This is a genomic window from Massilia pseudoviolaceinigra (assembly GCF_030846505.1).
Taxonomy (GTDB): Bacteria; Pseudomonadota; Gammaproteobacteria; order Burkholderiales; family Burkholderiaceae_D; genus Telluria_A; species Telluria_A violaceinigra.
Genome location: NZ_JAVCWL010000001.1, coordinates 151,005 through 167,681, shown reverse-complemented (window position 1 = coordinate 167,681; position 16,677 = coordinate 151,005). Strand labels below are relative to the sequence as shown.

21 protein-coding genes are annotated in these 16,677 nt (G+C 62.7%); 8 read left to right on the top strand and 13 right to left on the bottom strand.

Going from position 1 to position 16,677, the window contains the following annotated elements; translation table 11 throughout:
- Window positions 1–63: 63 nt before the first annotated feature.
- The 6 genes from RBA40_RS00820 to RBA40_RS00795 all read left to right on the top strand — a co-directional run bounded on the left by RBA40_RS00820 (window position 64) and on the right by RBA40_RS00795 (window position 5,421).
- Window positions 64–633 carry an RNA polymerase sigma factor gene (locus RBA40_RS00820; protein ID WP_099876475.1) on the top strand — a complete coding sequence of 190 codons (570 nt, stop codon included), beginning with the start codon at window positions 64–66 and terminating at the stop codon, window positions 631–633.
- Window positions 630–1,022, top strand: a complete 393-nt coding sequence (locus tag RBA40_RS00815; protein ID WP_099876474.1) for a DUF3619 family protein — start codon at window positions 630–632, stop codon at window positions 1,020–1,022. Before RBA40_RS00820 ends, RBA40_RS00815 begins: the two co-directional genes overlap by 4 nt.
- A gap of 122 nt (window positions 1,023–1,144) precedes the next feature.
- Window positions 1,145–1,825 (top strand): DUF3106 domain-containing protein, encoded by a 681-nt coding sequence (locus RBA40_RS00810; protein WP_306645149.1) that lies wholly within the window; start codon window positions 1,145–1,147, stop codon window positions 1,823–1,825.
- Window positions 1,815–2,354 (top strand): RDD family protein, encoded by a 540-nt coding sequence (locus tag RBA40_RS00805; RefSeq protein ID WP_306645147.1) that lies wholly within the window; start codon window positions 1,815–1,817, stop codon window positions 2,352–2,354. The genes RBA40_RS00810 and RBA40_RS00805 overlap by 11 nt, the downstream gene beginning before the upstream one ends.
- Window positions 2,355–2,368: 14 nt before the next feature.
- Window positions 2,369–2,659: a hypothetical protein gene (locus tag RBA40_RS00800; protein ID WP_306645145.1), complete on the top strand. Its 291-nt coding sequence runs from the start codon at window positions 2,369–2,371 to the stop codon at window positions 2,657–2,659.
- 164 nt (window positions 2,660–2,823) lie between these two features.
- Window positions 2,824–5,421: an MXAN_6230/SCO0854 family RING domain-containing protein gene (locus RBA40_RS00795; RefSeq protein ID WP_306645143.1), complete on the top strand. Its 2,598-nt coding sequence runs from the start codon at window positions 2,824–2,826 to the stop codon at window positions 5,419–5,421.
- A gap of 16 nt (window positions 5,422–5,437) precedes the next feature.
- Here the strand turns inward: RBA40_RS00795 and RBA40_RS00790 are convergent, their stop codons facing one another.
- From RBA40_RS00790 to RBA40_RS00735, 12 genes are all read right to left on the bottom strand, one after another.
- Entirely contained in the window at window positions 5,438–6,172 is a 735-nt protein-coding gene (locus tag RBA40_RS00790) for an rRNA pseudouridine synthase (protein WP_306645142.1), read from the bottom strand.
- The gene (ltaE, locus tag RBA40_RS00785) at window positions 6,169–7,209 is read right to left on the bottom strand and encodes a low-specificity L-threonine aldolase (RefSeq protein ID WP_306645141.1); all 1,041 of its coding nucleotides are present in this window, start codon (window positions 7,207–7,209) and stop codon (window positions 6,169–6,171) included. Before ltaE ends, RBA40_RS00790 begins: the two co-directional genes overlap by 4 nt.
- Complete coding sequence (locus tag RBA40_RS00780) at window positions 7,206–8,102, bottom strand: class I SAM-dependent methyltransferase (RefSeq protein WP_306645140.1); 897 nt, start codon at window positions 8,100–8,102, stop codon at window positions 7,206–7,208. The genes ltaE and RBA40_RS00780 overlap by 4 nt, the downstream gene beginning before the upstream one ends.
- Window positions 8,089–8,283 carry a Fe-S cluster assembly protein IscX gene (gene iscX / locus RBA40_RS00775; protein ID WP_306624503.1) on the bottom strand — a complete coding sequence of 65 codons (195 nt, stop codon included), beginning with the start codon at window positions 8,281–8,283 and terminating at the stop codon, window positions 8,089–8,091. Before iscX ends, RBA40_RS00780 begins: the two co-directional genes overlap by 14 nt.
- Window positions 8,284–8,296: 13 nt before the next feature.
- Window positions 8,297–8,638 (bottom strand): ISC system 2Fe-2S type ferredoxin, encoded by a 342-nt coding sequence (fdx, locus tag RBA40_RS00770; protein WP_054263701.1) that lies wholly within the window; start codon window positions 8,636–8,638, stop codon window positions 8,297–8,299.
- A gap of 23 nt (window positions 8,639–8,661) precedes the next feature.
- A complete protein-coding gene (gene hscA, locus RBA40_RS00765) occupies window positions 8,662–10,551 on the bottom strand; it encodes a Fe-S protein assembly chaperone HscA (RefSeq protein WP_306645139.1) in 1,890 nt (629 codons plus the stop codon).
- A 141-nt stretch (window positions 10,552–10,692) separates the two neighbouring features.
- On the bottom strand, window positions 10,693–11,208 hold the full coding sequence (gene hscB, locus RBA40_RS00760; RefSeq protein ID WP_306645138.1) for a Fe-S protein assembly co-chaperone HscB: 516 nt from the start codon (window positions 11,206–11,208) through the stop codon (window positions 10,693–10,695).
- A gap of 22 nt (window positions 11,209–11,230) precedes the next feature.
- Window positions 11,231–11,554, bottom strand: a complete 324-nt coding sequence (gene iscA / locus RBA40_RS00755; protein ID WP_166876663.1) for an iron-sulfur cluster assembly protein IscA — start codon at window positions 11,552–11,554, stop codon at window positions 11,231–11,233.
- Between the two features lie 34 nt (window positions 11,555–11,588).
- On the bottom strand, window positions 11,589–11,978 hold the full coding sequence (gene iscU / locus RBA40_RS00750) for a Fe-S cluster assembly scaffold IscU (RefSeq protein ID WP_099876445.1): 390 nt from the start codon (window positions 11,976–11,978) through the stop codon (window positions 11,589–11,591).
- Between the two features lie 27 nt (window positions 11,979–12,005).
- A complete protein-coding gene (locus RBA40_RS00745) occupies window positions 12,006–13,262 on the bottom strand; it encodes an IscS subfamily cysteine desulfurase (RefSeq protein WP_306624507.1) in 1,257 nt (418 codons plus the stop codon).
- Between the two features lie 19 nt (window positions 13,263–13,281).
- Complete coding sequence (gene iscR, locus RBA40_RS00740; protein ID WP_099876440.1) at window positions 13,282–13,764, bottom strand: Fe-S cluster assembly transcriptional regulator IscR; 483 nt, start codon at window positions 13,762–13,764, stop codon at window positions 13,282–13,284.
- A 321-nt stretch (window positions 13,765–14,085) separates the two neighbouring features.
- Window positions 14,086–14,862: a uracil-DNA glycosylase family protein gene (locus RBA40_RS00735; protein WP_306645137.1), complete on the bottom strand. Its 777-nt coding sequence runs from the start codon at window positions 14,860–14,862 to the stop codon at window positions 14,086–14,088.
- A 169-nt stretch (window positions 14,863–15,031) separates the two neighbouring features.
- Between RBA40_RS00735 and RBA40_RS00730 the strand changes: the two genes are divergently transcribed.
- A complete protein-coding gene (locus tag RBA40_RS00730) occupies window positions 15,032–15,472 on the top strand; it encodes a CBS domain-containing protein (RefSeq protein ID WP_306645136.1) in 441 nt (146 codons plus the stop codon).
- 167 nt (window positions 15,473–15,639) lie between these two features.
- Here the strand turns inward: RBA40_RS00730 and RBA40_RS00725 are convergent, their stop codons facing one another.
- Entirely contained in the window at window positions 15,640–16,227 is a 588-nt protein-coding gene (locus RBA40_RS00725; protein WP_306645135.1) for an NAD(P)H-dependent oxidoreductase, read from the bottom strand.
- A 216-nt stretch (window positions 16,228–16,443) separates the two neighbouring features.
- On the opposite strand from RBA40_RS00725, the gene RBA40_RS00720 reads away from it, so the two are divergent.
- Window positions 16,444–16,656: a DUF2970 domain-containing protein gene (locus RBA40_RS00720; protein ID WP_306645132.1), complete on the top strand. Its 213-nt coding sequence runs from the start codon at window positions 16,444–16,446 to the stop codon at window positions 16,654–16,656.
- The last annotated feature ends 21 nt before the right edge of the window (window positions 16,657–16,677 follow it).

Below are 16,677 nucleotides of genomic sequence, written 5' to 3'. Positions count from 1 at the left end.
TCAGTTTTCTCCAATGCCACAGGCTATGTACCTGAGGTGCTTCATCTCCCCACCCCTGTTCGCATGGCCACAGACAAAGAGTTATCCGATTTTCTTGAGAATGTCGAACGGCGCGCTTTCAAGCAAGCCGTGTACGCCGTGCGCAAGGATGAAGCTGCGCTCGATATCGTGCAGGACGCGATGATCAAGCTCGCCGAAAAATACGGGGACAAGCCGGCCGCCGAGTTGCCGATGCTGTTTCAGCGCATCCTGCAAAACACCATCCTCGATTACTTCCGGCGCGAAAAGGTCCGTAATACCTGGGTCAGCCTCTTCTCGGGCATGGGTAAACGCGAGGGAGAAGACGAAGAATTTGATATACTTGAATCGCTTGAGGCAGAACAAGGTTCGGCCTCGGCGGAATCGAGCGCCGATCAGGTCGAGCGCCAGCAGACACTCAGTCTGATCGATGCCGAAGTACAAAAACTGCCAGCGCGTCAACGGGAAGCCTTCCTCATGCGTTACTGGCAGGACATGGACGTGGCTGAAACGGCCGAAGCGATGGGGTGTTCGGAGGGAAGTGTCAAAACGCACTGCTCGCGAGCCACCCATACCCTCGCTGAATCGCTGAAAGCCAAGGGAATAAAATTATGAACACCGACGATCTGAACTTTGCGTACAAGGTACGCCATGCCCTCAACGAGCACCTCGACGACCTCCCGGCGTCGACCAGCGAGCGCCTGGCCGCCGCGCGCGCGGCCGCGATGGCGCGCAAGAAGCCGCACGCTCCCGTCAAGGCTGCGCAAACTCAGCTGGCGGGCAATATCGGCGCCCTGTTCTCGTTTTCCTCGCTCGGCCGCATGAGCGTGGCCATTCCCCTGATGGCGCTGGTGGCCGGCCTGGCTGGCGTGTACCAGTACGAAGAACAGCAGCGTATCGCCGAAATCGCCGAGCTCGACGCGGCGGTCCTGTCCGACGAGCTGCCGCTGACGGCGTATCTGGACCAGGGTTTCAACGCCTACCTCGCGCAGCGCGGCCAATAAGGATGACGCGCGCGACCCCATCGTTGACGTCCCTGGCGCTCGCGCTTTCGTTGTTGGCAACAACTGGCGCGGCGGGTATCGCCGCAGCCCAGACTGGTGCGCCGCCACCCGCAGGCCCGCCGTTGCAAGCCCCGGCAGTCGTTCCGGGGCAGGCGCCAACGCCGGTCATTGCGCCGATCTCCAAGCCCGCACCAGCCATCGCCGCGCCTGTCGCCACGAAACCGGTGGCGATTGCCGACAAACCCTTTTGGAAAGAACTGTCGCGTCCACAGCAGGTGGCGCTCGACCCGCTCAAGGGCGAGTGGGACCACATGGAAACGGTACGCAAGCAAAAGTGGCTCGATATCGCCAACCGCTATTCCTCCATGAAACCCGATGAGCAGCTGCGGGTGCAGGAGCGCATGCGCGACTGGATCAAGCTCACGCCCGAAGAGCGGCGCCTGGCGCGCGAGAACTATACCCTGAGCAAAAAGATCGACAAGAGCAAGAAGTCGGTTGAATGGGAAAAATACCAGCAGTTACCCGAAGAAGAGAAGAAAAAGCTGGCACTTGACGCCGCCGTCGCGAAAAAGCAGGTTACCAACCTGCCGCCGACCACGCAGACCAAGCCGGTTGCTCCGTCCAAGCCGCCTGCCGCCTGTCCGCCTGGCACGATCCGCAATGCGCCGGCTGCGGTGCCGCGTTGCATCGTCAGCTCGATTGCAGGCGCTCCGCTGGCCGCGCCGGCCACGCCGCCGGCTGTTACAACTCCACCGATGACACCGCCGGGCAATCCGGCAGCTCCCGTATCCAATGCAAAATAGCAAGACCCCGATTGCCACGCCCACCCTGAAACGTCGTCTGATCTGCCTGGTGTACGAGCTGTTTCTGCTCACCGCCGTAGTCATGTTCGGCCTGCTCATCTTCCTGCTGGTGACGCAGAAACTGAGCCAGAGCATCATCGAATACGGCCGCACGGTGGTGCTGTTCCTGGTGCCGGGCGCTTACTTCATCTATTCGTGGACCGGCAGCGGCCATACGCTGGCCATGAAAACCTGGCGTATCAAGCTGGTCAAGGTCGGTCATGCGAGCGTGCCGTTCAAGGCCGCTGCCGTGCGCTACCTGCTGGGCTGGGGCTGGGTGCTACCGGCACTCATCATCTGCTGGCGCTTTCACCTGACCAGCAAGACCGAGGTGGCCAGCGCGCTGGCGATCAACATCGTGGCGTGGGCAATGACGGTGTTTCTCGACAAGGACCGCCAGTTCCTGCACGACAGGCTGGCCGGCACCCGGCTCATTTCGCTGCCCAAGCCGGTCAAAGCCGTCAAGGCTGCCAAGCCGGTACAGGCCTGAACCCAGGGGGCGGCATGAGCGACGCCTTATGTCCCCTGTGCGGCCGCCCGCTGGGAAAGCTGCATGTCGACCGCCATCACCTGATTCCCAAGACGTACAAGGGACGCGAGCAGTTCGATATCCACAAGATCTGCCACCAGAAAATCCATTCGACCTTCACCGAGCACGAGTTATTCAAATCCTTCCATACCTGGGAAGCTTTGCGGCAGCATGACGATATTCGCGCGTTTATCGCCTGGGTGGCAAAAAAGGAGCCTTCGTATTTTTCGCGCAACGTGCGCTCGAATAATAAAAAGAAGCGATAAACCGGCTGTATTGATTAGACTTCAATAATCGGTTAGCATTTGCTTGAGAAGGCTCAGGTTGGGCTTCCTTCTACCCCTGATTCAGTCTGACCGATTCCCTTCTCACCTTTCAAAAACGGATCAAGGCATGCGCCTGCATCCGTTTTTTTGCTATGGGACCCACCATGTCTGTCGATTTTAAAGAAACCCGGGCGATGCTACTGCGCCGCCAGTCCAGCGTATTCGCCGTGGAAGGTGTGGAAGGCGCCGAGCGCCAGCCCGAAGCCTGCATGCAGCTGTTCGACATCGACCTTGCCAAACTCGGCCACGCGCTCTCGCAGCGCCTGCGCGCGCGCCTGCAAACCCTGGCCACGCCTGTGCTGACCGCCTTGCAGGAGCACATCTGGAAGACCCTGGCAGCGCAGCTCGGCGCAAACCGCGAGCACACGCCACTATTCAGGCGCTTTCCCGACAATATCCCGTCCAACACCCACGCACTCTGGGTCGACCGGGTCCTGACGCACTTCATGCAGGCGCCCGGCCAGCCATGCGTGCACTGCGGCCGCAGCGGAACCACCCATGTGCTCAAACCGTGCCAGCATGTGGTGTGCGACGCCTGCTTCGATGGCGCCAATTACAGCGCCTGCCCCATCTGCCATCGTCACGCCGACCGCGACTCGCCATTTTTCCTCCCCGCCCCTGCCCTCGAACGCGGCACGGCGACGGGACCGCTCAAACTGCTCGACCTTGGCGAGAGCATGGACGACGCGGCCCAGGTGCTGGTGCGCGCCATGTGCGAGCGCAGGCAGGCCATGTCGCCCGTCGACACGGACGATTTCAAGACGCTCGCCGGCGAATACCGCCTGCGCCTGCTGGCCTGGATTCCCGACCAGATCCCGGTGCGTGAAAATATCGCCCTCCTGTTCGGCACCCTGCTCAAGCACTGCGAGCCGGCCGCCGTGCTGGCCGCGGCCGGTCCGCATATCGGCACCGCGACGGACGTCATTCGCCTCGTCGCCGTCTACTCCGGCGCCGATCCGTCGCTGCAAGGACAAGTCGTGTATCGCCAGGTTCCGGTCGCGAAGGCGCGTGGCATGGCGCGCTTCAAAACCTTGTTCACGCCGGGATCGTACTGGAACAAGCAAGCGAGCTTGCCGCTACCAGTGACCATCAAGCGCTTCAAGATGGCCAGGCTGGGGCGTCCACTGCGCCGTGCTCTCCTCGCCCTGCTCGAGAGCTTGCATCCCGATTCGCTGACCGAAGACATGCTGCGCCACCGCTCGTATTGGGTCTGGCTGGGCGAGTTCCTGCACCCGCAGGAATATCACAAGCGCTATCCGAAGGTGGCGTTCGCATTCAGCGTGGTCCGCAAGAAGGGACCGGACGGCACGCCGGGGCCGCAGTTCGAGACTTTTTACGCCGGGCTGGAAAAGGCTGTCATGCGCAAGGATGCGATTGCCATGGTCGCGCTGCTGCGCAAGCGGCCGGGGGAACTGGCGCGACGCTTCGATCATGCCCTGAGCCTGGCCGCTGGCGACAGCGCCGCCGGCAGCGCCGTACTGGACGCCTTTGCAAGGTGCGCGCCGCAGTTTGCCACGCCGGTCCTGCTGACCTTGCGCGCCCTGCTGCCAACCCGCCTGCACGCGGGAGAGAGACGCATCTACTGGCCCAAAGGGTCGGTGGCGACCGGATTCATGGCGCCCGATCAGCGCCCACCCCTGCCGCAGGAAACGGTGAACCAGGCAGTTGCCCTGATCGAGCGCGAGCTGCTGGCGCGCTTTTCAAGCAAGCCGCCGGTGGGCGACTGGTTGATCGATGCCGCGCTGGCCGACATCATGGTTCCGTTCAACGAACGCACCGCAAGCCGCTCGGCCATCCAGCTGCCGCGCGGCTCGGTGCTGCCGGTCCCGGCGGGTAAAAAGGCGCGCCTGTTCCTGCACTGGTGCCAGCCGGAGAACGGCGGGCGCAGCGACCTCGATCTCTCGGTGGCGTTCTACGACGAACAGTGGCGCTTGCGGGGAGTCTGTTCCTACTATCAGCTCACGTGCAAGGGAAGCGATGGCAGCATCATCGCCACCAGTGCGGGCGACCTGACGGACGCGCCCTTCCCCGACGGCGCCAGCGAATTCGTCGACCTGGACTGCGAACTGGCGCGCCAGAACGGCGTGCGCTATGCGGTCGCGGTGCTGAACAATTACTCGGGGATGCCGTTCGAAGACCTGGAACATGCGTTCGCCGGTCTCATGTTCCGGGACGACGTACAAGGTGCGCACTTCGATCCGCGCACGGTGGCGCTGCGCTTCGACCTGGCCGGGTCCAATGGCGTGTTCCTGCCGATGGTGTTCGACCTGCGCGAAAACCAGCTGCACTGGCTGGACCTGTACGCACCGGGCGGATTTGAATTCAATAACGTGGCAACGTCGACTGCGGCCATCAGCGCCGTGTGCCCGGCCATGATTGCCTACTTCGCCAGCAGCATCCGCATGTCGATGTACCACCTGGCCTTGCTGCATGGAGCGGCGCGGGCGCAGCGGGTGATCTTGCGTGGCGATGGCACGCTGCGGGCGCTGTCGCGCCACGAGGGTGAAGATAACGCCAGCTTCCTGGCGCGTCTGCGCAAGTGGAATCCGCAAGATGTCGACAGCGCGCCCGTCATGCACGAAGCGCCGCTGTTCGCCGCCCTGCTGGACGCCGATATCACGCTGCCGGAGAACAGCATCGTGTATGCGCTGCGGCCCGGCGTGAGCGCGGCGACCATTGCCGCCAGCGACCTGATTTCGTAAGCCTGGCGGCGCCGGGTCAGAAACGTTCGTAGTCGTGCAGGTAGCGCCACTGCCCCGACGGCAGGCTGGCCATCGGCAGGCGGCCGATGCGCAGGCGCTTGATGCTGACGATGCTCAGGCCGACCAGGCGGCACATGTGCATCAGCTGGCCGGGCTTGACGCCCTTGAGCGCGAAGCGCAGGCGCGTTTCGTTCTGCCAGCTCACTTTCATCGGCGGGATTTCCTTGCCGTTGAAGGTCAGGCCGTGATTGAGCAGCGCCAGGCCGCCTTCGCGGATATCTCCTTTGACTTCCACTACGAACTCCTGCTCGACGCGCGCACCCTCGTCGATCAGCTTGCGCGCCACGCGGAAGTCCTGGGTGAACACCACCAGGCCGCTGGCCTTGGTTTCGAGCGGCGACGTCAACGTGAGGTTGGCCAGATGGCGCTTGAGAAAGCGCTGCTTGCCGTGTTCCGCCACCAGCAGGTTTTCTTGCGTGAGCAGGTTCAGTGCCGCTTCGGCATCTGCATCGGCGCCAGCGCTGTAGCTGGCCGGCTTGTGGAACAGGATGGTGACCGGCGCCAGTTCGACCAGCGTTGCCTCGGGATGGATGACGACGTCCTGATCGTCGGCCACGCGGGCGCCGGCTTCCTCGACGACCACGCCGTCAACGCTGATCCACCCTCCCGCGATGTACTTGTCGGCTTCCGCGCGCGAGCACGGCATCATTTCGGCGACGCGCTTGGCGAGGCGGATGGTGGAATCATTCATGCAGCTTGGCGCCAGTCTTTAAAAAATGCGGTGAATACGGCGACGACACGTTCGACGTCGGCCGCGGTGATGTTGAGGTGGGTGACCAGGCGCGTATGCTGACCGACCGTGGCGCGGATATGCTCGCGCGCCAGCGTGGCACGCAGCGCGTCGCAGGCGGCTGGCGGCACCTCGATGTAGAAAATATTAGTCTGCGGCGTGGCCACCTTGAGCTGCGCAATCTGCGCCAGTGCGCGCGACAGGTTGGCCGCATTGGTGTGGTCATCGGCCAGGCGCTGCACATTGTGTTCGAGCGCGTACAAACCCGCCGCGGCGATCATGCCGGCCTGGCGCATGCCGCCGCCGAGCATCTTGCGCCAGCGCTTGCCCTGTTCGATGAAGGCCTTGTTACCCAACAGGACCGAGCCGACCGGCGCGCCAAGGCCCTTGGACAGGCACACGGAGACGCTGTCGAAACCGGCGCAGGCCGCGCGCAGGCTGATGCCCTGCTTGACGGCGGCGTTGCAGATGCGCGCGCCATCGAGGTGCGCGACCAGCCCGCGCGCATGCGCGAGCGTGGTGGCGGCCGCCATGTAGTCGGCGCCGAGCACGCGTCCGCCGATGGTGTTTTCCAGCGCCAGCACGCGGGTGCGCGCGAAGTGCATGTCGTCCGGCTTGATGTACGCCTCGATGTCGGCCAGCGCGATGCTGCCGTCGGGCTGGTTGGCGATCGGCTGCGGCTGGATGCTGCCCAGGACCGCGGCGCCCCCGCCCTCATACTTGTACGTGTGCGCCTCCTGGCCCACCAGATATTCGTCGCCGCGCGCGCAGTGCAGCAGCAGCGCAATCAGGTTGCTCTGCGTGCCCGACGGCGCATACAGACCGGCCTCGTAGCCGAACATTTCGGCGGCCGTGTCCTGCAGGCGGTTGACGGTAGGGTCGTCGCCGTACACGTCGTCGCCCACGGGCGCGCTGTGCATGGCGTCGCGCATGGCGTCGCCCGGTTGGGTGACGGTGTCGCTGCGCAGGTCAATCCAGGAGGTGGCGTCGTTACTCATGTCGTCGATTCGGCTTCCGCTAAATGTTGAGTGTAGAAACGCTCGCCCATTTCTTCCAGGCCGAGCGTGGCGAGGACTTCCTGCAAACGGTCGGTAGGACGCTTGCGCGGCAGGTTCTTGTAGCTGGCGATGATCAGCTCATTTTTCATCGAGTGCTCCCAGCCCACCAGCTCCGTCACGTTGACCTGGTAGCCGTGCGCTTCGAGCTGGAGGCAGCGCAGCACGTTGGTGACCTGGCTGCCGAATTCGCGCGTGTGCAGCGGGTGGCGCCAGATTTCGGTCAGCGCGCTCTTGCCCAGGTCCTTGCCCTTGTTCTTTTTAAGGACCGTGGCCACTTCGGCCTGGCAGCACGGCACCAGCACCATGAATTTGGCACGCTTCTTGAGCGCGAAATCGATGGCGTCGTCGGTGGCGGTATTGCAGGCGTGGAGCGCGGTGACGATGTCGATTTGTTCCGGCAGCTTGTCGGAGCGGGTCGATTCGGCGACCGACAGGTTCAGGAACGACATGCCGGGAAAGCCCAGCTTTTGCGCCAGTGCCGTCGACTTCTGCACCAGTTCTTCGCGCGTTTCGATGCCGTAGATGCGCGAGCCGTCGTTCAGCCCCTTGAAGAACAGGTCGTACAGGATGAAGCCGAGGTAGGACTTGCCGGCGCCATGGTCGACCAGCGAAATGGCAGGGTGGTCCTGCTGGATTTCCTTGAGCAGCGGCTCGATGAACTGATACAGGTGATACACCTGCTTGAGTTTGCGGCGGCTGTCCTGATTGAGTTTGCCGTCGCGCGTGAGGATGTGCAATTCCTGCAGCAGCGCGATCGACTGGCCCGGACGGATTTCGGGCGCCAGCGTTTCAGCCGGCCTGGCCTTGTCGGCGCCGGTGTCAGCGCGCTTCATCGATCCACGCCGCCTGAATCGCTTCCAGTACCTTCTCGCCGCCGCGGGTGCGGTCGTCGTCGAAGCCGTCGAGCTCAATCACCCAGTTGTGCAGGTCGACAAAACGCACCGCGGCCGGATCGACCTCGGGGTGTTTGTCGAACAGCGCCTCGGCGATAGCCGTGATGTCGCTCCATTTCATGGCGCTCTCCTGATCAATGGTTCTTTTCGGCCGCATGATTGATCGTGTACTTCGGAATCTCGACCACCAGGTCTTCGGTTCCCACGATCGCCTGGCACGACAGGCGCGAGACAGGCTCCAGGCCCCACGCGCGATCGAGCAGGTCTTCTTCTTTTTCTTCCGGCTCGTTGAGGGACGCGTAGCCTTCGCGCACCAGCACGTGGCAGGTGGTGCAGGCGCACACGCGGTCGCAGGCATGCTCGATTTCGATATCGTTTTCGAGCATGACGTCGCACACCGACTTGCCGGCGGGCGCCTCGATGACGGCGCCTTCAGGGCAGAAGACGGGATGGGGAAGGAATACGATTTGTGGCACGGTGATTGTCCTGGTAGTGTTTCTTAAACTTCGTCGAGCGTTTTGCCGGCCAGCGCGGAGCGTACGCTCTGGTCCATGCGGCGCGACGCGAATTCTTCGGTGCCGCTGGCCAGCGCATCGACCGCGGCGTGCAACGCGGCCTGCTTCGCCGCAGGCTCGCCTTCCTCGACATTCGATGCCGCCAGCGCGGCGCGCACGCCGTCCATCAGCGTGTCGACCAGGGCGCGTTCCTCGTTCGAGAGCAGCGCGGCGTCGCCATCGAGCGCCGATTGCGTGGCCAGCAGGATGCGCTCGGCCTCGACCTGTTCTTCGCGCAGCGCGCGCCGCACCATGTCGACCTGGGCCGAGGTGTACGAGTCCTGCAGCATGCGCGCCACTTCATCGTCGGCCAGGCCGTAGGATGGCTTGACGGTGATCGACGCTTCGACGCCGGAACGCGTTTCGCGCGCCGACACCGACAGCAAGCCATCGGCATCGACCTGGTAGGTGATGCGGATGCGCGCGGCGCCAGCGACCATCGGCGGAATGCCGCGCAGCTCGAAACGCGCCAGCGAACGGCAGTCCGACACCAGTTCGCGCTCGCCCTGCAGCACGTGCACCGCCAGCGCGGTCTGGCCATCCTTGAAGGTGGTGAATTCCTGCGCGCGGGCGCATGGAATGGTCGAATTGCGGGGGATGATTTTTTCGACCAGGCCGCCCATGGTTTCGATGCCGAGCGAGAGCGGGATCACGTCGAGCAGCAGCCAGTCGTCGCCGGCGGCGCGGTTACCGGCCAGCAGGTTGGCCTGGATGGCGGCGCCGAGCGCCACCACTTTGTCCGGATCGATGTTCGCGTGCGGGATGGTCTTGAAAAATTCGGTGACCGCGCGCCGCACGTGCGGCATGCGGGTGGCGCCGCCAACCATCACCACGCCATCGACATCGTCGACCGACACCGAAGCGTCGCGCATGGCTTTTTTGATCGCGGTCATGGTCTTGTTGACCAGGTGCTTGGTGATGTCGGCAAAGACTTCGGCGCTGATCCTGACGTGCACGATCTCGCCCGAGTTCAGCATGGCGTCGATGGTGGTGTCGGCGTTGGTCGAGAGCAGTTCCTTGGCCTGGCGCGCCTTGACCATCAGGATCGCGGTGTCTTCGTCGGACAAAGGTGCCAGCTTGGCCTGCTCGCATACCCAGCAGAACAGGCGGTGGTCGAAGTCGTCGCCACCCAAAGCGGAATCGCCGCCCGTGGACAGCACCTCGAACACGCCCTTGGACAGTTTGAGGATGGAGATGTCGAAGGTGCCGCCACCCAAATCGTAGACGGCGAACACGCCTTCGGAACCGTGATCGAGGCCGTAGGCAATCGCCGCTGCGGTCGGCTCGCTCAAGAGGCGCAGCACGTTCAGGCCGGCCAGCTGGGCCGCGTCCTTGGTGGCCTGGCGCTGGGCGTCGTCGAAGTAGGCGGGCACGGTGATGACCGCGCCAACCAGCTCGTCGCCGAGCGAGTCTTCGGCGCGCTGGCGCAAGGTGGCCAGGATCTGGGCCGAGATTTCAACCGGGCTTTTGATGCCGGCCACGGTTTTGAGCTGCACCATGCCGGGCGAATCCTGGAAATCGTAAGGCAGGTTTTCGGCGTAGGCGATATCGGCCAGGCCGCGCCCCATGAAGCGCTTGACCGAGACAATGGTGTTCTTCGGATCGGTGGTCTGGTGGGCCTGGGCCTTGTAGCCGATGTTGGCGTGGCCGTTCGGCAGGTAGCGCACGATGGACGGCAGCAGCGGGCGGCCCTCTTCGTCGCTCAACACTTCGGGACTGCCGCTGCGCACCGTGGCGACCAGCGAGTTGGTGGTGCCCAGGTCGATGCCGACGGCCAGCCGATGCTGGTGCGGCGCGGTCGACATGCCGGGTTCTGAGATTTGCAAAAGTGCCATGTGATTACCGATTTCTTTTTATATGCGAATGACTTCGTCGTTCCTGCGGGCGGGAATGACGTGGCACGCGCGGGAACGACGGGGTACGCGCGGGACGGGAAAGAACATCAACACGCACGGCGCAAGCGTCCGACAGCGTGCCTACTGCTCCAACGCGTCAAAGGCGAAGCTAAGTTCTTCGCCGAATTTTTCCAGAAACATCAGCGCCCTCACCCCTTGCGCCGCCTGCTCGTAATCGCCCGCGTCGAGCTGCTCGCCGATCTGGACCAGGCGCGATTTGCGCTCCTGCCTGACCTGCTCGTCGAGCGTTTCCAGCGCGCCAAGATCCTTGGCCGCGCGCGCGTCGCCGAGCGCTTCGCGCCATTCCATCTGCTGCATCAGGAACGCCATCGGCATGGCCGTGTTGGACTCGGTTTGGAGGTCGACGCCATTCTGCTCGCACAAATACTGCGCGCGCTTCTGCGGGTTTTTCAGGGTCTGGTAGGCTTCGTTGGCGCGCGTGGCCCACTGCATGGCGACGCGTTTTTCGGCGTCGGTGGCATTGACGAAGCGGTCGGGATGCACCTGCCCCTGGACGTCGCGGTAAGCGGCGTCGAGGGCGCCCGTGTCGAGCGTGAAACGGGGCGGCAGGTTGAAGAGATCGAAGTGATTCTGCATGGATGCGGCTATCCGACCGAGGTCAGATGCGGAAGCTTTCGCCGCAACCGCACTCGTCCTTGACGTGCGGATTGTTGAAGCGGAAGCCTTCGTTCAAGCCCTCGCGCGTGAAGTCGAGCTCGGTGCCATCGATGTACGGCAGGCTTTTCGGGTCGACAAAGACCTTCACGCCATGCGACTCGAAGACATTGTCTTCGGCCGCCGCTTCATCGACATATTCGAGCTTGTAGGCCAGGCCCGAGCAGCCCGTGGTGCGCACGCCAAAACGCAAGCCGACACCTTTGCCGCGACGTTCGATGAAGCGGTTGATGTGCTTGGCTGCTTTTTCGGTCAGTGTGATTGCCATGTTTCCCTCCGCGTTTACAACGCTTATTTCAACTTCAGGCGACGGCCGGATGCTTGGTCTTGTAGTCCAGTACGGCCGCCTTGATCGCGTCTTCCGCCAGGATCGAGCAGTGAATCTTGACCGGCGGCAGTGCCAGTTCTTCGGCGATCTGGGTGTTCTTGATCGACAGCGCCTGGTCCAAGGTCTTGCCCTTGACCCATTCGGTCACCAGCGACGACGAGGCAATCGCCGAGCCGCAGCCGTAGGTCTTGAATTTTGCGTCTTCGATCAGGCCATCGGCGCCAACCTTGATCTGCAGCTTCATGACGTCGCCGCAGGCCGGCGCGCCGACCATGCCGGTGCCGATCGTTTCGTCGCCCTTGTCGAAGGCGCCGACGTTACGTGGATTTTCGTAGTGGTCCAACACTTTGTCCGAGTATGCCATGGTAAAACTCCTGAATATTCAATACGGTTAGTGGGCTGCCCATTGGATCGAACTGATGTCGATACCTTCTTTGAACATATCCCACAGCGGCGACAGTTCGCGCAGCTTGTGGACTTTCGACTTGAGCAGGTCCACTGCGAAGTCGATGTCGGCTTCGGTCGAAAAACGGCCGATGGTAAAACGGATCGAGCTGTGCGCCAGCTCATCGCTGCGGCCCAGGGCGCGCAGGACATACGATGGTTCCAGGCTGGCCGAAGTACAGGCCGAACCGGACGACACGGCGATATCCTTGATCGCCATGATCAGCGACTCGCCTTCGACGTAATTGAAGCTCACGTTCAGGTTGTGCGGCACACGGTGTTCCATGTCGCCATTGATATAGACTTCCTCGATCTCCTGCAAGCCCTTGGCCAGACGGTCGCGCAGCGCGGTGATGCGCGTGATTTCGCTCTCCATCTCTTCCTTGGCGATGCGGAAGCATTCGCCCATGCCGACGATCTGGTGGGTCGGCAAGGTGCCCGAGCGCAAGCCGCGCTCGTGGCCGCCACCGTGCATCTGCGCTTCGAGGCGCACGCGCGGCTTGCGGCGCACGTACAGGGCGCCGATCCCTTTCGGACCGTAGGTCTTGTGCGCGGTGAAGGTCATCAGGTCGACCTTGCTGTTGGCCAGGTCGATCTGCACCTTGCCGGTTGCCTGGGCAGCGTCGCAATGGAAAATGATGCCTTTCGAGCGGCACAGCGCGGCCAATTCCTCGATCGGCTGGATCACGCCGATTTCGTTATTGACCAGCATCACCGACACCAGAATCGTGTCCGGGCGGATCGCTGCTTCGAGCTGGGCGACCGTGATCAGGCCGTTGTCCTGCGGCTCGAGGTAGGTGGCGTCGAAACCGACACGTTCGAGTTCGCGCACGGTATCGAGCACGGCTTTATGCTCGGTCTTGACGGTGATGATGTGCTTGCCCTTGGTCTTGTAGAACTGGGCCGCGCCCTTGAGCGCCAGGTTGTTGCTTTCGGTCGCGCCGGAGGTCCAGATGATCTCGCGCGGATCGGCGCCGACCAGGGCGGCCACGTGGGCGCGCGCTTCCTCGACTGCCGCTTCGGCGGTCCAGCCGTACATATGGCTGCGCGATGCCGGATTGCCGAACTGCTCGCGCAGGTAAGGAATCATTTTGTCCGCGACGCGTGGATCGATCGGCGTCGTCGCCGAATAATCCATGTAGATCGGGAAATGCGGGGCAGTCACGAAAGTCTGCTCGAGGTTTTTGTCCAAAGGCGCGTTCATCAAATCACTCCAATATGCTTCAATTTTGTCCGACGGCGGCGTGCGGGCGGTGTACGTGCACGACGTTTTGTTCAGAATTCTTTTGCTTCTGCTGGTCGACCAGGTCTTGCAGCGAGACCGAATCGAGATAGTCGACCATCTTTTCGTTCAGCGTGGCCCACAGCTCGTGGGTCATGCAGCGGGTGCCGGTGGCCGTATCGGCGCCGTGGCAATTTTCCTTGCCGCCGCACTGGGTCGCATCGAGCGGCTCGTCGACCGCGATGATGATGTCGGCCACGGTGACCTTGTCGGCGCGGCGCGCCAGACTGTAGCCGCCGCCCGGACCCCGGATCGATTCGACGATTTCATGGCGGCGCAGCTTGCCGAACAATTGCTCCAGATACGAGAGCGAAATGGCCTGGCGCTGGCTGATGCCCGACAGCGTGACGGGGCCCTTGCCCTGTCGCAGGGCAAGATCGATCATCGCAGTTACAGCAAAACGGCCTTTTGTGGTCAGACGCATCACAACCCCGGTCACAGTGTTAAAATATTGCCTCATTTCAATCAACAACGTCGATGAAGACTGCCATCAAAGACCGTATTAGTTGATCGAATTAGTCAAGTATACCAAATACGGGGCATCTTGTCTTGGAAGGCCCCATTTCCCCCCACGAGTGGCAGGTCCCGCATCTGGACATGAGCCCGGCATTGCACCTGGGCTTCGGCGTAGCGGCTTATCCGCCATGCATGGGACGATGCGGCTTGGGCGCGTGGATTATCGGCCCTTGCCGCCCGCAGACGTCCCGGTCAGTTTCACAGAGACCATTTTCACTTTCCCTGCGGATCACAGGCCAGCGGCGCGCAACAAGTGCATCGGCCCGAACAGGGCTTGCATGCCAGCATGCTGGATAAATGACAAATTATACGGATGCTCGGAGCTCAGCTGCGGAAAACTCTTAGTTTCCGGCAATTTCTGTAATTGTTCCGCAATTTTCCCCCATAAGACCAGGGTGGGTGCCTGTTCCCGGGCCGCCAGCGCCGCCATGACCGTTTGCAGGAACGGCAGCCAGGCGCGCGCATCGATCACCGGCGCGACATGGGAACGGAACACCAGCGAGGCATTGAGCAGCAGAAATCCTTGCTGCGTCAGATTGTGCTGCAACTCCGCCAGGGTCTGGATGCTGCCATTGCCCGCTGCCGCTGCCGCCACCGGCGCCATGGCAGCGCCGCCGGTGTCGCCGGCCTGCAGCTGCCCATCGGCCACCAGCAGCATTTTCATGAAATTGCGCAGCGACGTCGCCTTGTTGACCGGCTTGGAGAGCCCGCTCTCGCACCACAGCTTGCCGACGGCTCCATCCATGAAGCACACGCCGGTGGCGCTCTCGGCGCGCGGGTACGGCCCCTCGCCCACCAGCACGTAGCGCACTTGGTCGAGCGGCAAGGCGAAGGCGGCGAACAGGCGCTGTTCCGTCGGGAGATAGGTATCGGCGGCCAGGGTCGGCAGGTACAGGGGCTCGGCGCGCATGACCGCTTCCAGTCCCTGGCGCAGTATCGGCTGCCAGGATGGGTCCGCGCGCGAGACAGCGTCGAGGATGGCGGGAGGAATGGGTTGGACGGACATCGGAACCTGCCGGTAAAAAGGGAGGATTGTAGCCGACGCGGGTCGCCGGCAGCATGCCGGGTGATGCAATTTCAACCACGCGGCCCTTTTTTGGGAAAGCGTGCATGATGCTGCCAACCCGATTGGGATGACGCAGTAACAACTAACCTATTCAGCTCTGGAGACTCATATGCAAACCATTCAAAATGTCATGACCCGCGATGTTCAACGCGTTTCGCCGGAAGACAGCGTTCACCGCGCCGCGCAGATCATGAAAGAATTCAATATCGGCTCCATTCCTGTCGTTGATGGCGAGAAACTGGTCGGCATGATCACCGACCGCGACATCACCGTGCGCTCCACCGCTGCCGGCAAGGCGCCGGAAAGCCACCGCGTCGGCGACGTGATGAGCACCGAAGTGCGTACCTGCTACGCGACGCAGTCGGTCGATGAAGTACTGACCCAGATGGGCGACGTGCAGATCCGCCGCGTGCCGGTCGTTGACCAGCAATCGCACTCGCTGGTCGGCATTGTGTCGCTGGGCGACATGGCAACCAAGCAAACCACCGGCGTCGGCGAAGCATTGCAAGAAATTTCGTCGCCAACCGATGGTGCCGCGAAAGCAAACTAAGCACTGCTGAAGATCGCCGCAGACGGGGCCGCGCCTCGTCTGCCAACATGCAGCACCAGGCCGGCCTCTCGGCAAAATCAGCAATTCCCGTCCCCCGGCAAAGTCAGCCAGCCTAGCTCTCGGCAAAATCAGCCATTTCTACTACCGCAAAAACCCTTTGCAGCACATCAAGCCGCACTGCGCCCCATCGCTTCGAGCGCGCCAACCCATTTGTCCACCGCCTGCCGTTCCGGATCGCCCACCATGCCGATCAGAGTATCGCGTACCGGCGCCACACCAACAAACCCTAATATATTGCGCTTGAGCGACTTGACGCTGTGCGCCCGAAAATACCAGCGGTACAGCAGCGCCGGCATGCCCATCGTTACCACCACACGCGCGGAGCGCCCGGACAAGCCCTTTTTGACCAGCGGATGCATGCGATCGCCCGGAAAGGCAAAACCCGGCCGCGCCACCTGCTCCAGGAAACCTTTGAGCAAGGCCGGCATATCCCCCAGCCAGAGCGGAAAGAAAAACACCATGTGCTGGGCCCAGCGGATATCGTCCTGCGCCTGCTGCAGACCGGGCGGCAATGGGCCGTGCTCCCACTCCTCCTGGCTGCGCAGGATGGGAAAGTCGAGCGCGGCGACCTGCGTTTGCCGCACCTCGTGCCCCGCCTTTGCCGCGCCCGCCCTGTACGCAGCCGCCAGCGCGTGGCACAAGTGCCCCTGTGCCGCATCGGGATGGCCCTGGATTAACAAAATGCGCTTATGCATCGCATGCCTTTCGACAGAATCGCAGTGTCATACGCCCCCCTCAGCACGGCGAGCGCAGATGGCTTACCTGTTTATATGACAGGCCAGCGCCAGCATGGTTCCCCGCTTTGATATGGTATTGCGCATGGGTCTGCTCCTGTCCTGTACCAACCAGGGCGGCTATGCTCAGGGGAATCGGGGCGCTTGCCCTGCCGGACTTACCGAAAGGGGAACAGCATGTCTGACAAGAATCTTACTCAGGGCACCGAGCGATCGTTTTCTTCAACCCTGGCGGCGATCGCCTGGTCGTTCGTCGGCCTGCGCCGCAAATCGGACTTCGAGCGCGACGTCACGGCCCTCAATCCCGTGTACGTGATCATGGCCGGGCTGATCGGGGTGGCGGTGCTGATCGCCACCCTGCTCGGCCTGGTGGCTTTCGCCACCCGCTGAGGGCCTGTTCCGGCAAACAGC

Bases quoted from the DNA above. Each gene is read 5' to 3' on its own strand.
- iscA (WP_166876663.1), bottom strand. From the start codon at position 11,554: ATGGCAATCACACTGACCGAAAAAGCAGCCAAGCACATCAACCGCTTC.
- RBA40_RS00795 (WP_306645143.1), top strand. From the start codon at position 2,824: ATGTCTGTCGATTTTAAAGAAACCCGGGCGATGCTACTGCGCCGCCAG.
- hscB (WP_306645138.1), bottom strand. From the start codon at position 11,208: ATGCAGAATCACTTCGATCTCTTCAACCTGCCGCCCCGTTTCACGCTC.
- RBA40_RS00780 (WP_306645140.1), bottom strand. From the start codon at position 8,102: ATGAAGCGCGCTGACACCGGCGCCGACAAGGCCAGGCCGGCTGAAACG.
- RBA40_RS00800 (WP_306645145.1), top strand. From the start codon at position 2,369: ATGAGCGACGCCTTATGTCCCCTGTGCGGCCGCCCGCTGGGAAAGCTG.
- RBA40_RS00805 (WP_306645147.1), top strand. From the start codon at position 1,815: ATGCAAAATAGCAAGACCCCGATTGCCACGCCCACCCTGAAACGTCGT.
- RBA40_RS00720 (WP_306645132.1), top strand. From the start codon at position 16,444: ATGTCTGACAAGAATCTTACTCAGGGCACCGAGCGATCGTTTTCTTCA.
- RBA40_RS00790 (WP_306645142.1), bottom strand. From the start codon at position 6,172: ATGAATGATTCCACCATCCGCCTCGCCAAGCGCGTCGCCGAAATGATG.
- RBA40_RS00730 (WP_306645136.1), top strand. From the start codon at position 15,032: ATGCAAACCATTCAAAATGTCATGACCCGCGATGTTCAACGCGTTTCG.
- ltaE (WP_306645141.1), bottom strand. From the start codon at position 7,209: ATGAGTAACGACGCCACCTCCTGGATTGACCTGCGCAGCGACACCGTC.
- hscA (WP_306645139.1), bottom strand. From the start codon at position 10,551: ATGGCACTTTTGCAAATCTCAGAACCCGGCATGTCGACCGCGCCGCAC.
- iscX (WP_306624503.1), bottom strand. From the start codon at position 8,283: ATGAAATGGAGCGACATCACGGCTATCGCCGAGGCGCTGTTCGACAAA.
- iscR (WP_099876440.1), bottom strand. From the start codon at position 13,764: ATGCGTCTGACCACAAAAGGCCGTTTTGCTGTAACTGCGATGATCGAT.
- RBA40_RS00815 (WP_099876474.1), top strand. From the start codon at position 630: ATGAACACCGACGATCTGAACTTTGCGTACAAGGTACGCCATGCCCTC.
- RBA40_RS00820 (WP_099876475.1), top strand. From the start codon at position 64: ATGGCCACAGACAAAGAGTTATCCGATTTTCTTGAGAATGTCGAACGG.
- RBA40_RS00745 (WP_306624507.1), bottom strand. From the start codon at position 13,262: ATGAACGCGCCTTTGGACAAAAACCTCGAGCAGACTTTCGTGACTGCC.
- RBA40_RS00725 (WP_306645135.1), bottom strand. From the start codon at position 16,227: ATGCATAAGCGCATTTTGTTAATCCAGGGCCATCCCGATGCGGCACAG.
- iscU (WP_099876445.1), bottom strand. From the start codon at position 11,978: ATGGCATACTCGGACAAAGTGTTGGACCACTACGAAAATCCACGTAAC.
- RBA40_RS00735 (WP_306645137.1), bottom strand. From the start codon at position 14,862: ATGTCCGTCCAACCCATTCCTCCCGCCATCCTCGACGCTGTCTCGCGC.